Raw genomic sequence first — 14,249 nt, 5'->3', positions numbered from 1 at the left:
CCCCTACGCGTGCCATCATTCATACCCCCGGTTCAAACCAACAACCCTGTAGGGGTGGTGCCTTGTGCCCACCCTGGGATAACAGACGTCATTCACCAGAATTCCAGAGCACAAATATCCTCATGACAATCCGGAATTGTGAGGATCGCAACTTGGCGATGATGTCGGAGGGGGCATCCACAAGGGAGTGCCCCTACGTCGTGCCATAATCTTTGACCCCAATTCAAACCGACCACCCTGGGATAACGGGACGCTATATCTACAGCTAAAGCCTTCTACAGACCAGCTCGCAGTACCTGATTAGCTGTTAAATCCACTACAGTAAATTGAGACGACAGTAATACCTGATCACTCTCAAACTTACATTCCTGATAATCCCCATCCACCAGCGTTAAGACACAAACAACCTCTGCCACTGGGTCGATAATCCAATACTCCGGCACCTTGAGTTCTGAATATTCCTGTCGCTTCTCCACATAATCCCGCTCTCGCGATTTCAGATCCGTATCACTGCTGGATACCACTTCCACCACCAAATCAGGTATCGGCATTCCCAACCGCAACAACTTACCATCCCGCAAAATTGCAGCGGCAGACTCTTCCGAATGCACTACTAAATCTGGTTCCCGCGCCGACGCTTTCTCAGATGTAACCTCTAGCTGATGCCCAACAGCAAGTCTGTAATACGGAATCCCTAACCGCAAAAAATAACTCACCAAAAACATGACGATGGTCTTATTAATCGGGCTCTCGGTTGGCATTTCTACTAACACCCCGTTGACCAACTCATAGCGAGCACCTGTACCATCGTCGTAGGTCAGATACTCTTCCAGAGTTAAGGTTTTATTCGTAGCAATCGTCATGGGGATTACCGGTTGCGATTGACTCTAGGATAGCGTGCCCACTATTTTTCCAAAATCCGGATGCATCGAGGATTGCAACTTGGCAACCATATCGCAAGGGGCATCCACAAGGGAGTGCCCCTACGTCGTGCCATCATTCATACCCCCGGTTCAAACCAATAACCCTGTAGGGGTGGTGCCTTGTGCCCACCCTGGGAGATCATTCCTCCAAACTACGTGGATCCAACGCATCCCGCAGACCATCACCTAACAGGTTAAAACACAACACCGTAATCACAATCAATGCTGCCGGAGGCCAAATCAACCACGGATGCAACACCAAAATCGATGCATTTGTTGCCGAAGATAACATGTTGCCCCAGGATGCATCCGGCTGCTGAATGCCCAGACCAATAAAGCTTAGGGCTGACTCTGAGAGAATATAACCTGGAATTGCCAATGTTGCTGAGATAACCACATAGGTGGCTGTCTGGGGCAAAATGTGTCGCAAAATGATGTGCAACGACCGCCCCCCCATGGCCTGACTCGCCTGCACAAAGGTGCGTTCTTTTAACGACAACACTTCACCGCGAATAATCCGTGCTAGGCCCGTCCAGCCAATAAATGACAGAATCAGAACAATTAGTAAGAATCGCTGGGAACTGCTGAGGCCCGCTGGTAACACCGCCGCCAGTGTGACCAACAAGAAGAAACCTGGAATGGTCATAATCATTTCAACCAGGCGCATGATCACCGTATCAACGGTACCGCCAAAGTAACCAGAAATGCCGCCCACCAATAGGCCCAGGGGAAACGTAATCATAATTCCCACAAGACCAATGCTGAGACTAATGCGACCACCGTGGATCAATCGGCTGAGCTGGTCTCGGGCCGACTCATCGGTACCAAAAATATTCCACTTACCTTCACCAACGGTGCCAAATACATGACGGTCAAAGGTAAACCCTTTAAAGAGTTCTGTCTCTTCTAGCTGCATGGACTCTTCAAAGGAAATGCTTTTCACAAAGGGTAGCTTTAGCTGAAACAGCTTATATTCTGATCCTTTAACCCACAACCGAATCGGTGATGGCTTTGAAAAATCTGTTGCAGTTACTCGCTCACCGGTTTCAATGTCTACCGGTCCCTGGGTCACTGGATACACATGGGGACCAATAAACTGCCCAGATACCTGATCCGTCCAATACACCGTAGTCGGCGGTAGCAATGACCCACTGGGCTGCTGCTCGTAAGGATTATAGGGAGCCGTTATCTCTGCAAATGCTACCGTCAGGTAGAAAATAATCAGAACCGTAGCGCCAAACCGGGCCAGGGAGTTTTGTTTGAGTTTTTTCCACCAGGTAGCTGACATATCTAAGGTTGGAGGAATAGGGCGTAGGGTTTACAGTTAAACATCAAACCCTGCGCCCTATTCTAAGCTGTCTGATGCGAGGCGACTAGCATTGTGCCGATGCCAGAGTTGGTAAAGGTTTCGAGGAGTAGTGAATGGGGCACTCGCCCATCAATGATGTGAGTACCACGGACGCCCTGGGCCAGAGCGCGGACGCAGCAGGTGACTTTGGGAATCATGCCGCCGGAAACGATGTCGGCATCGATCAATGCACGGGCTTCTTGAATGTCGAGTTTGTTATAGAGCGTAGAGGCGTCGTGGTAGTCCTTGAGGATGCCGGGGGTGTCGGTGAGCAGAATCAGCTTTTCGGCACCGAGGGCGGCGGCTAGCTCACCGGCAACGGTGTCGGCGTTGATGTTGTAGGGTTGGCCATTGATATCGGCGGCAACGCTGGAAATGATAGGAATGTAGCCTGCCTCTACCAGGGATTTGACAAGCTGAGGTTCGATGCGGGTGACTTCGCCGACAAAGCCGATGCCCTCAGCCGCATGGGGGCGGGCGGTGATCAGATTGCCGTCTTTGCCACAGAGGCCAACGGCGCTACCGCCCGCTGCGTTGACTAAACCGACCAGTTCCTTGTTTACCCGTCCCACTAGCACCATTTCCACCACATCCATGGTGGGGGCATCGGTGACGCGCAAACCGTCTCTAAACTGGGGTTCAATATTGAGCTTGCTGAGCCAGGTGTTAATTTCAGGCCCGCCGCCGTGAACGACAACGGGGTGAATGCCGACACAGGCCATAAATACAATGTCGCGAATGACGTCATCCTTGAGGCTACTGTCTTTCATGGCAGCGCCGCCGTATTTAATTACAACGGTACGGCCACGAAATCGTTGGATGTAGGGTAGGGCTTCGCTGAGGATTTGAACGCGATTGGCAGCGGTTTCCATATGGATTGAAGGGATAGGGAACGGGGGTAGGGACGGTCCATGGAACGTCCCTGCAAAATGGTTAATGATCGAGGGTGGTGCTGGTGGCCGGGTTTTCGGTAATGACGGTTTGTAGGGTATCGAGGATGCGGGATGCGATCGCATCCACCTTTTCCCCATGCTGATAAACCACCGTCGCATCGGCCTGGGCATAACGAGCCTGGCGCTGCTCTAACAGCGTGGTGAGCTTATGGCGCAGGTCGCCCTCCTGTAACAATGGACGGGACTTATCTCGACTCAGGCGAGCGATCAGTTCATCAACGGCCACATTAATCCACACCACCAGCCCCGATTGTAAATAGCTCCAGTTCTGCTGTTTAATCACCATGCCACCGCCCGTGGCGATGACCGTGTGGGTATAGGGCGCAACCTGGCCTAGCACCTGGGTTTCAATATCGCGAAAAGCCGCTTCCCCCTGCGCCGCAAAAATGTCATTGATGCTTTGCCCAGTGGCCTGCACAATCACATCGTCAGTATCAATAAAGCGGTAGTTGAGAAGTTTGGCCAGGTGTTTGCCGATGGTCGTCTTGCCAGAACCCATCATGCCTACCAGGTATAGGTTTGTACCCTTAAGCAGCTCTGTGGTCATGTGCCATGTGCGTTTTTTGACCCACCCATTATCGGCCTATTCGGGGTCAATCTATTCGGCCCGATCTAAAAGCGCTTGCCAAAGTCGCTGCTGGCCGCCACCACCGCTATAAAATAGCAAATCAATTAATAGCTGAAAGGCAAGTTTCTCCAACACATTGGGCTTCACATCCGCTTCCATCCGTTCAGTATAGGTATTGCTAAACCGATCGAGATAGTCGCCTAAAATCGCCACACGGTGGGGTGGGGTACTGTCTGCTGTCGCCTTTTCTAACGCGGTTACAGCCTGGTGAATGGCCTGCCGATGTTTGCTGGCTAGCTGGGCTGTGGTCAACACTAGCGCCCGCGCCTCATCCACATCCAGTTTTTTACGGCCCTGCCCTTTACGCAAAGGACTCGACTGCCGCAACCGCCACAGGTTTACCCGATCCGATAGGAGGGTGTTGAGTCCGGCGGCTTTGGCCTGATCTAAAATTGCTTCTGATCCAATGCCCACAAGTGTTTCAAGGGCAATCAGCACCAGGTCAAGCTGGCCCTTAATAGAACGTAGTTGATCAGGGGTAAGGTTAACAGACACCACTAGGCACAACGGGAACACAGTTGGACCGCAAGGAAAAACCAGAATCGGGCGCATCCCATTAAGATCGCACCCTGATCTAGATTAAACAGTCACGTTGTAGTTTAACGTTGCATCGTCTCTAGTTCGCTATCTATCCCTTGATGCCATTGCCCTAAATCATGGATGCACTGTAAAGACTTTATTGAATTTAGTCGAAACTTTATCCGTATCTAATAAGGCCCATTGCGAATTCATTAACAAGGGACGGGGTCAACCATGGGTTGGGTCAGCATCATTGAGACGATTTCCGATGATCGCTTGCCTACAAAACCGATTACGCAATCTACCCTCAGGCAATTGCTAAAACGGAGTACACTTATGGGTCGCGCTAGCATTATTGAAGCTTATATTCAACGGCTGCTTGAATTGAACCAGCCGGTGACACCAGCCATCCTCGAAGCAATTGCTAAAGAGGTCGGCATTACCAAGGGTGAAATAGAGGCTATCAATGTACAGGTTAAGGGACATCTTAGCCGTGGCCAGAACTATATTGAATTTGGCTACCTGGAGAAGGCTCTTGATGAATTTAATCAGGCTAAAGCTCTAAATCCGATCAGCCTGGACGTTTTGTTTGCTTTAGTGAAGATTTATAACCTTCGCTACAAACAGGATAGTGGTCTGGAAGATCGTCAGGAAGCAATACGTCTGGCTAAGCGATGCATAGAACTACAGCCCCAGAATAAAGAAGCCCAGGCACTGGTGCGGTCTCTACGGCGCAATGCTATTCCTGAAGCAATCTCGTTACAGTCAAAGCCAAACATCTTTATTTTGATTGGCTTTCTAGAAAATGTCTTTAGTCCGACAATGCTCTCTCGTCGAACTAAGACAAAAATTGCCCTGCTAATTCTCTTTCTACAGCAGCCGATTCGTACCCCAAATGCAGCGGCATTGGTCAGTCAGCTAGCACTGCTAGTGGGTAGTGTCGGAATCATTGGTATTGGTTTTATGAGTGTTAGCCGTTTGCCTGTCTTTTCTGACACCATCGTCGAGATCGATCCAGAAGACACATTTTCTGACACCGCTGGACCCACAACGGCCAGTACCGGTAGCTACACCTTTGACCCAGGCCCCAATGTACCGGTGGCCTTTAACTATCCTGGCCTACTGATTGAACCGAGGTTGTCGCGCCTGGGTGAGTATAAAGGAGAGCCTTATTACAAGCTCCATGGCATTGTTATTAATGACAGTGGCCAAGAAGTTATCAAGCTTGACCTGAAGGTGGAATTGTTAGATGGGAATGGCTTGCCGATTTCCATTATTCATCAAGTTAGTGTAACTGACACAAACACCATCATCCGACCTGGCGATACCCGGTCTTTTAGACTCTTTCACAAAATTACGCCAGACTTAATGAGCGTTCGTGTCACTGTGAATGACATTCAGCAGGTTGTTGGTCTCACCACCTATGAGTCCCCCAGTGCTGATAGTTCTACCTGGAGTGCATCTGTCCCCTAGGGCAACAACTTTAAACTGTTGGGTCAAACAGTTTAGTCGCAACCGAGAGAAAAATGGTTCAGATTAAACTGGGACAGGGACACCATCAGCGACAACGGCACCTTGAACAATCTTGATCAAGATCCAATTTGTGCTCCTACCACAAAGACTTTACTCAACTTAGTCACATTTTTATCCTTATTCACTCAGGGGATAGGGAATGCATTGAGTAGACACGGAGTAGATTATGGGTCGAGATCGCATCATTGAAGCTTATATTCAACGACTGCTGGCTTGGGAAAAACCAGTAACGCACGCAACCCTCGCAGCCATTGCTGAAGAGGTGGGGATTACAGATGCTGAGCTGGAGGCCATTAACAACCAGGCTCAGGCACACCTCACCCGTGGTCGTGCGTACATCGAATTTGGCTGCGTTGATGATGCTGTTAAGGAACTCAACCAGGCAGCCAATTTGGATCCGCTTAACCTGGAGGTGCTGCATTCCTTAGCCAATGTCTATAACCTGCGCCATAACCGCACCAAAGACGCCACGGATCGTCAGCGATCGCTCCTCGTTGCCAGGCGTTGTGTGGAACTTAAACCCGATGACAAGGAAGCACTGGTTTTAATTAGCTTTTTAGAGCATAACCCGGCAAAAGGCCCAAAAAACGCCTCTCAATGGACCCGGCAAAAGGTGGCCCTGTTAGCCGGTGGCGCTGCTACGGTCGGCATTGGGTTAATGGGTGTCAGTCGTTTACCCATGTTCTCTAAACCCCCAGCACCCATGGGGCCTGCCCCCGGCACCATCGTTCCAGGGTCAGCCCTGTATGCCTCCGGCGATGCTACCCAGGCCGCTGCTGATACCGCAGCCAGCACGGTAGAACTAGACTTTTCCGCTGATGTGGACATTCCCGTTTTCTTTGACCATGCGGGTCTGGTGCTAGAAGCACGGCTGTCGGAGCTGGGGGACTACGAAAACGAGGTTTACTATCAGCTGCAGGGCATTTTTATCAATGCCAGTGACCAAGAATTTAGAAGACTTGCGCTGAATGTGGAGTTCCTGGACCGCAATGATGTTGCGATCGCATCCACCAGCAAAGAAGCCATTGCCACCAGCGATGCCATCATTCGCCCTGGCGATACCCACACCTTTAATTTGCTCCAAAAAATTCCCTCAGATTTAGCCAGTGTGCGTCTGGGCGTCACCCATCTAGAGCAGGCCCCCGCCCGCAGAACCTATGTGCCACCCACACCGATCAACTACAGCTGGGAATCCTTAGAATCTGACAGCATCCGCTTTGAACTCGCCAGTCGCAGTGAAGACGTTGGCGTATCCGATATGGCGATACCCACTAAACCTGACAATCTGGACCCGACCGCTAACACCACCGACAAAACGGACACCGATCAGAAAAAGCCGCCCACAGGTCCGAACACTTTTAATGCTGAATGGGTGATTATCAATACCAGCGATGTTCCCATTCAAAAACTCAAGCTCGAAGCCAACTTTTATAGCGCCAACGATCGGCTTTTACAGAAAGAAGACATCCTGGCCATTCAAAATAACGACGCCCCGCTGCTGCCGGGTGAAATCCGCCCTTTCCGGGTGATTAAACCCATTGTTTCAGGGTATACCCGCTATCAAGTTACCGTAGTGGAGGCAGAATAGGTCATAACGCATTGGTTAACCGCAAACACATTCATGCAAAAGATAAATCAGGAATTACCGGCATTTTGTTCGTAATTCCGTGATTTATTGCGTATTGCTATGGTGTAGATGGTGGCGAAATAACCAGGTCAACGGAGTGCCCCATGGGTCGTGAGCAAATTATCGAAACCTATATTCAACGACTATTGGCGTGGGAAGAGCCCCTAACAGCCGATAAACTCAGTGCCCTAGCTGAAGAAGTTGGGTTGAGTTCGGAGGATGTAGCTGCTGTTCAGCAAAAAGCCCAGGACCATCTTGAACGCGGACGCAACTACCTGGACTTTGACTGCCTTGATGAAGCCATCACAGAACTCACCCAGGCAACAGCCCTGGATCCATTAAATTTTGAAAGCCTGCAAACCCTCACATACGCCTACGATCAGCGCTACGGCAAACACAAGCATATCGAAGACAAACAACAAGCCATTGCCCTAGCCAAACGTTGCCTGGAACTGAACCCCAGCAACGAAGACGCGGTCATGTTAATCAGCGCCCTGGAACATGAAGTCAGTGGTCGTCAGCGCCTGCTGTGGTTTGGTTTAGCTGGCCTGTTATTGTTGGGCGGCTCGAAATTCACCGTTGACACGATTGTCAAACGGTCCGAAATCAGACAGCTCACCCAAGACGCTGTCCTTGAGGTCACCCCAGGGCAACCCCCTAGCCAGACCCCAGGCACAGGTACCAAAATCGATATTCCCATCAACTTTGACCAGCCCGGTGTCGTTATTGAGCCACGGTTATCTCGGTTAGATAACTACACAGATTCCTCTTACTACACGTTGCAGGGCGTGGTGCTCAACGATAGCGATCAAGAAATCGATAGCCTACAGCTACAGATTGAGTATTTAAACAAAGATGGCGTGGCGATCGCAACCGACAGCACAGACGCCATTGCCGAGAATGACGCCACCGTCCGCCCCGGTGATTCCCACGCCTTTGACCTGATCCAAAAAATCACCCCAGAACTGACCGACGTTCGCCTAAACCTCACCACCATCGACGAGGTTCCCGCTCCGCCCAATTACGCACAAGCCCCCCCCATCGACTACACCTGGAGTTTTCAGCAACCCACCCAGGTCAAGTTTGCATTAGCCACCCGCAGCGAAAACTTCAACCTTTACGACCTCACCGACAGCGCCTTTTTCGATGCCGAATGGAGCGTCACCAACACCGGCGACAGTGCCATTCGCAAACTCAAGCTACAGGCCAGTTTTTACAATACCAACGGAGAACTAATTCTCAACCAAGACATCCTTGCCGTTTACGGCAGCGACGCCCCCATGTTGCCTGGCGAAGTCCGCCCGGTGCGAGTGATTAAATCGATTGAACAAGACTACGCCCGGTATGAAGTCACGGTATTAGAAGCGGAGTAGCCCTCATCTCCCACCCCCTTCTCCCCTGACCAACCCCGCTCATCACTGTGCCAAATCATCCCACCCCGCTCATTTCCTCGCATAATAGAAAATGCGGCTTTACGTTTCGTAAACTTGCATCATCTACCGAGGACCCCCCTTGGTCTCCTCTTCTAAAGGGGGGAAATCTCTGCGGGATTCTCATTACCACAAAGACCCACTTACCCCCATGGCCCGAGATCTCCGCGAATTCATTAACCTAGTCGAACAACGTGGCCAACTACGCCGCATCAAAGCCCTCGTCGACCCCGAGCTAGAAATAGCAGAAATCTCCAACCGCATGCTGCAATGCGGCGGCCCCGCCCTCCTCTTCGAAAACGTTAAAGGCTCTCCCCACCCCGTCGTCGTTAATTTGCTCGGTACCGTAGAACGCACCTGCTGGTCCATGGGCATGGAACACCCCCAGGAGCTAGAAACCCTGGGCAAAAAGCTCGGCATGCTCCAGCAGCCCAAGCCCCCCAAAAAAATCTCCCAAGCCATCGAATTTGGCAAAGTTCTATTTGACGTCCTCAAAGCCAAACCCCAGCGAGACCTGTTGCCACCCTGTCACCAGGTCGTCCTCAAAGGCGACGACGTCGATCTCACCCAAATTCCCATGATCCAGCCCTACCCCCAGGACGGCGGTAAAGTGGTTACCCTGGGGCTGGTGATCACCAAAGACTGCGAAACCGGTATTCCCAATGTCGGCGTTTACCGTCTACAGCTCCAAAGCAAAAACACCATGACCGTCCAGTGGCTGTCAGTGCGGGGCGGAGCCAGACATTTACGCAAAGCGGCTGAGAATGGGAAGAAACTGGAAATTGCGATCGCAATCGGCGTCCATCCCCTAATTATTATGGCTGCCGCCACCCCCATCCCTGTGGATCTATCCGAATGGCTCTTCGCCGGACTCTACGGCGGCAGCGGTGTGCATTTGGCTAAATGTAAAACCATCGATCTAGAAGTCCCCGCCACGTCGGAATTTGTTCTCGAAGGCACCATCACCCCCGGCGAAGTCGCCATTGACGGCCCCTTTGGCGACCACATGGGCTATTATGGGCCGCAAAATGAGCAGGCCCCACTGATCCGATTCAATTGTGTGACTCACCGCAAAGAGCCCATTTACTTAACCACCTTTAGCGGTCGGCCCCCTAAAGAAGAAGCGATGATTGCCATCGCCCTCAACCGCATTTACACACCCATTTTGCGACAGCAGGTTTCCGAAATTGTGGACTTCTTCCTACCCATGGAAGCCCTCAGTTATAAAGCTGCCGTCATTTCCATCAAAAAAGCCTATCCAGGCCAGGCCCGCCGTGCCGCCATGGCCTTCTGGACCGCCCTGCCCCAGTTCACCTACACCAAATTTGTCATCGTCGTCGACCATGACATCAATATCCGCGACCCGCGCCAGGTGATCTGGGCGCTCACCTCTAAAGTAGACCCCACCCGCGATGTGTTTATCCTGCCGGATAACCCCTTTGACTCCTTAGACTTTGCCAACGAAAAACTAGGGCTGGGTGGCCGCATGGGCATTGATGCCACCACCAAGGTACCCCCCGAAACCGATCACCAGTGGGGCGACGAGCTGAAGTCTGATCCAGAGATAGCCGCCATGGTGGAACGCCGCTGGGCTGAATACGGTCTGGGGGATCTAGAGATGGGTGAAGCTGACCCCAATTTGTTTGGCTATGATATCCGCTAGCAATTGACCATTATCAATTAATAATTGTCAATTGTTAATTATCAATTTACCAATGACCATGGCAGAAGATCGTCGACCCTGGTTTAAAACCCTGTTTTGCCTGCGCGGTTCCGTGATTCGGGCGGTGATGCCCAGGGTCGGTATCTGTGTTGGGTTTGCCCTGATCGTAACGCTGTTGGATAACGCAGGCTTTGCCGTTTCCTGGCCAATTTTAGGCGGTGTTGTCCCCAGCATTGTCCTGGGGTTGCTGCTGGTCTTTCGCACCAATGCCTCCTATGAACGCTTCTGGGAAGGCCGCAAGCTCTGGGGCAACATCGTCAATACCACCCGCAACCTGGCCCGCCAAATCTGGGTGTCGGTGGATACCAGCCGCCAGTCTAAGGAGCAGGCGCTGAAATTACTGGTGGCATTTGCGATCGCAACCAAGCAACATCTGAGACAGCAGCCTTGCGCCCATGAGCTGAACCATCTAGTGACTCCCCCACAGCTAGAAAAACTCATGGGTATGAATAGCCCACCGCTAGAAATTGCCTTTTGGCTAGGGGACTATCTACAGGTGCAACAGCTTAAAGGTCGGATTAATGCCTATCAGCTCCAGGCCATGACCTCACAACTAAACAGTTTGGTCAATTCCCTGGGCGGCTGCGAACGCATCCTCAACACACCCTTGCCCTTGGCCTACTCGATCCACCTTAAACAGCTACTGGTGATGTACTGTTTGGCCCTACCCTTTCAGGTGGTGAGCGAGCTCAACGGGTGGACGATTCCGGTGGTTGCCCTGGTTGCCTTTGCTGTGTTTGGTGTGGAAGAAATTGGCCTGGAAATTGAAAATCCTTTTGGGTGCGATCGCAATGATCTGCCCCTAAATGCCATCTGTCAAACCATGGAGCACAATATCCAAGACCTGATAACCCTGACACCAAGTATCGAAAAAAACGAACAACAACCCTGGCAGATCACCACACTGTTGCCCATGGGTAAAGAAAAACAAAATGTCGAATAGTCGAGGGCCGATCTATCAGTTGCCCAATTTTAAAGCGACATAATTCATAAGAGCTGGTTATGACCGCTTTCTCCAGACCCATTCATCTGCAAATAAAGCAACGGTAATTTTACTGATAAGCCCTTCAATCTACAGATTTCATCAAAGCTAAATATTCAGCCTTGAGAAATAGGAACAGAAATTATATATCTCTCCAAAAAAGTAGCTATAACGGATGAAATGTACTCTATAGCTACGGTTCTATCCACCAGGAAAGAACCAAAATATTTTAGCGAATATCTACACACCTATAAATTATTGGTTTTACCGTTGAGCCATACTTTATTCCTCACCATGGCATAACACATAATCGACCCATAGAGGAATTATTGCTGTTGCTGATTTAAGGGATGAAGCGATCGGGCAGGATTGCTTTACATCAGTGTTTCTTAGATTGACCCCTGCCAAGGATCAGCAACACCAAATTATTTATATGCCTAACTTTTAGGGTGAGTCATACACTATGAGGTCTCAACGCCGTCTTTCTAGTCTTGGTAATCAATTTACCAGGATGTTAACGATTATTTTTTTCGTGGGCATTATTGCCAGTGGGTTAATTCTCTCAGCTGCGATGCGTCAGAAAGCTGAGGGCGAAATCGTCCATCGGGCAGAAATATTAATCCAAACCATGAATGCGGTCAGAAACTACACCAGTGCGCAGGTAAGACCCCATCTGGCAGATGAACTGGCTGAAGCGACAGAATTTATTCCTGAAACCGTACCGGCCTATTCCGCCAGGGAAGTATTTGAAGGTTTCCGCGCCGCGAATGAATATGAGGATTTTCTATACAAAGAAGCAACCCTAAATCCAACCAATCCAAGGGATCAAGCAGACGAGTTTGAAACCCAAGTTGTCAATCAATTTCGAGAAAACAGCAAGCTAGAAGAACTCAAAGGTTATCGCAGAATGGAGGGTAAAAAGCTGCTGTACATCAGCCGCCCGCTCACCATTGAAAAAGAGAGCTGTTTAGAATGCCATGGCATCCCCTCAGATGCGCCACCCAGTATGCGGCAAACCTATGGTACTGAAAATGGCTACGGCTGGAAACTAGGAGAAACCGTTGCGGCTCAGACCATATACGTCCCCTCTAGCCAGGTATTTATAGAAGGAAATCAATATCTCTTACTCGCGGTTGCCATCTTTACCGGTGTATTTGCTGTCGTCATTGGCGTCATCAATCACCTGCTAAGAAAAACAGTGATTAGTCCCCTCGGCCAACTCAACAAGCTCATCCGCGACATCAGTCTAGGACAACGGGTCACCCTACCCACTAACTCAGACGGCACCACATCCCTCAGCAGTTTGACATCCCGCACCGACGAGCCGGGGCAACTGGCTCGAGCCTTTGAGCACATGGCCAACGAAGTTGTCCTCAGGGAACAATCTTTAAGCCACGCTAAAGAAAGCGCTGAAGCGTCAACCCAGGCAAAGAGCGAATTTTTGGCCAATATGAGCCATGAGCTACGCACACCTCTCAATGCCATTATTGGCTACAGTGAGATGCTGGCTGAAGAAGCTGAAGACCTTTCTGTCGAAGATGCCCAAACCGATCTGTATCGTATTCAAGATGCCGGCAAACAACTACTGACCCTAATTAATTCAGTCCTTGACCTCTCCAAGATTGAATCAGGTCGCATGGAGCTATTCATTGAGGAATTCTCCATTTCCTTCTTAGTTGAACAGGTTGCTGATGTCCTCAATCCCCTCATTCAAAAGAAGGGTAATAAGCTAATTGTCCATCAGGGAGCTAATGTAGACGTAATTTCGGCCGATCACTCTAAAGTGTATCAGAGCTTGTTAAACCTGCTCAGTAATGCTAACAAATTTACTCAAGATGGAACCATTGCCTTAACAGTTAAATCAAGCATGGAAGGGGATCAACCATGGATTGATTTTATTGTCACAGACACTGGCATTGGCATGACATCGGAACAACAGAAAAAGGTCTTTGAAGCCTTTGCCCAAGCCGATAGTTCAACCACTCGACAGTTTGGCGGCACAGGACTCGGCCTGACCATCACCAAACAGTTTGCCAACATGATGGGAGGAGATATTACAGTAGAAAGTCAGTCTGATAGAGGCTCCCAGTTTACTCTGCGCTTACCTCAAGTGGTTCAAGGCAATCGCCAGCCCATCCAAGAAGAGCAACCATGGCTTTTAGTACTGCAAGCACGCGAAAAGAATGAAGAAGTTATTACTCGTATGCTGCAGCAAGAAACCTGGTTAGTTAAGTGTATTGACAATAGTGCCGATGCCTTGACGCTGGCTCAGGTAGACAAACCACCGACCCTTATTTTAATTGACTTAAGTCTGGAGTCTGATGCGATTCAGTGTATCAAGTCGCTGCGACAGACGTCGGCGTTTGAGGAAATTCCTATTATTGCGATCGCTAATTCAGTTATCGAAACAGAGATCAGCATCCAAATTGCCAATGATGTTCAAAGTATCTACTATCGCAACGATTTGAATTTGCAAGACTTTTTAGAAGAACTGCATGTTTGTGCTGCGGTCTAATTTTGCTAAGTCGGTTGGGCGACAGCTTAACCATGACGTCCTGACATCGTTGAGTGTTCAATCTATCC

Annotated in this window: 11 protein-coding genes; 6 read left to right on the top strand and 5 right to left on the bottom strand. The window is 50.1% G+C overall.

Annotated features, from left to right (window positions below; translation table 11 throughout):
* Positions 1-275: 275 nt before the first annotated feature.
* The 5 genes from DXZ20_RS17375 to DXZ20_RS17355 all read right to left on the bottom strand — a co-directional run bounded on the left by DXZ20_RS17375 (position 276) and on the right by DXZ20_RS17355 (position 4,404).
* Positions 276-863: a Uma2 family endonuclease gene (locus tag DXZ20_RS17375; RefSeq protein WP_163699517.1), complete on the bottom strand. Its 588-nt coding sequence runs from the start codon at positions 861-863 to the stop codon at positions 276-278.
* 199 nt (positions 864-1,062) lie between these two features.
* Positions 1,063-2,211 (bottom strand): ABC transporter permease, encoded by a 1,149-nt coding sequence (locus DXZ20_RS17370; RefSeq protein ID WP_163664269.1) that lies wholly within the window; start codon positions 2,209-2,211, stop codon positions 1,063-1,065.
* A gap of 62 nt (positions 2,212-2,273) precedes the next feature.
* Positions 2,274-3,143: an acetylglutamate kinase gene (argB, locus tag DXZ20_RS17365; RefSeq protein WP_163699515.1), complete on the bottom strand. Its 870-nt coding sequence runs from the start codon at positions 3,141-3,143 to the stop codon at positions 2,274-2,276.
* Positions 3,144-3,204: 61 nt separating this feature from the next.
* Complete coding sequence (locus DXZ20_RS17360) at positions 3,205-3,771, bottom strand: shikimate kinase (RefSeq protein ID WP_163699513.1); 567 nt, start codon at positions 3,769-3,771, stop codon at positions 3,205-3,207.
* 51 nt (positions 3,772-3,822) lie between these two features.
* Positions 3,823-4,404 (bottom strand): DUF3038 domain-containing protein, encoded by a 582-nt coding sequence (locus tag DXZ20_RS17355; protein WP_163699511.1) that lies wholly within the window; start codon positions 4,402-4,404, stop codon positions 3,823-3,825.
* Between the two features lie 201 nt (positions 4,405-4,605).
* Here DXZ20_RS17355 and DXZ20_RS17350 point away from each other — a divergent pair, with 201 nt between their 5' ends.
* From DXZ20_RS17350 to DXZ20_RS17325, 6 genes are all read left to right on the top strand, one after another.
* Positions 4,606-5,844 (top strand): tetratricopeptide repeat protein, encoded by a 1,239-nt coding sequence (locus DXZ20_RS17350; protein WP_163699509.1) that lies wholly within the window; start codon positions 4,606-4,608, stop codon positions 5,842-5,844.
* A 226-nt stretch (positions 5,845-6,070) separates the two neighbouring features.
* Positions 6,071-7,492 (top strand): hypothetical protein, encoded by a 1,422-nt coding sequence (locus tag DXZ20_RS17345; RefSeq protein WP_163699508.1) that lies wholly within the window; start codon positions 6,071-6,073, stop codon positions 7,490-7,492.
* A gap of 143 nt (positions 7,493-7,635) precedes the next feature.
* Positions 7,636-8,904, top strand: a complete 1,269-nt coding sequence (locus DXZ20_RS17340) for an FxLYD domain-containing protein (protein ID WP_163699506.1) — start codon at positions 7,636-7,638, stop codon at positions 8,902-8,904.
* Positions 8,905-9,112: 208 nt separating this feature from the next.
* Positions 9,113-10,624, top strand: a complete 1,512-nt coding sequence (locus DXZ20_RS17335) for a UbiD family decarboxylase (RefSeq protein WP_163664281.1) — start codon at positions 9,113-9,115, stop codon at positions 10,622-10,624.
* Between the two features lie 58 nt (positions 10,625-10,682).
* Positions 10,683-11,627 carry a bestrophin family protein gene (locus tag DXZ20_RS17330; protein ID WP_163664283.1) on the top strand — a complete coding sequence of 315 codons (945 nt, stop codon included), beginning with the start codon at positions 10,683-10,685 and terminating at the stop codon, positions 11,625-11,627.
* A 502-nt stretch (positions 11,628-12,129) separates the two neighbouring features.
* The gene (locus tag DXZ20_RS17325; protein ID WP_163699504.1) at positions 12,130-14,181 is read left to right on the top strand and encodes a c-type heme family protein; all 2,052 of its coding nucleotides are present in this window, start codon (positions 12,130-12,132) and stop codon (positions 14,179-14,181) included.
* Positions 14,182-14,249 lie beyond the last annotated feature (68 nt).

Origin of the sequence: Adonisia turfae CCMR0081 (assembly GCF_011009555.1) — a bacterium.
Taxonomy (GTDB): domain Bacteria; phylum Cyanobacteriota; class Cyanobacteriia; order Phormidesmidales; family Phormidesmidaceae; genus Leptothoe; species Leptothoe turfae.
The sequence above is the reverse complement of the archived record's forward strand: the minus strand, read 5'-3'. Positions and strand labels throughout refer to the sequence as shown.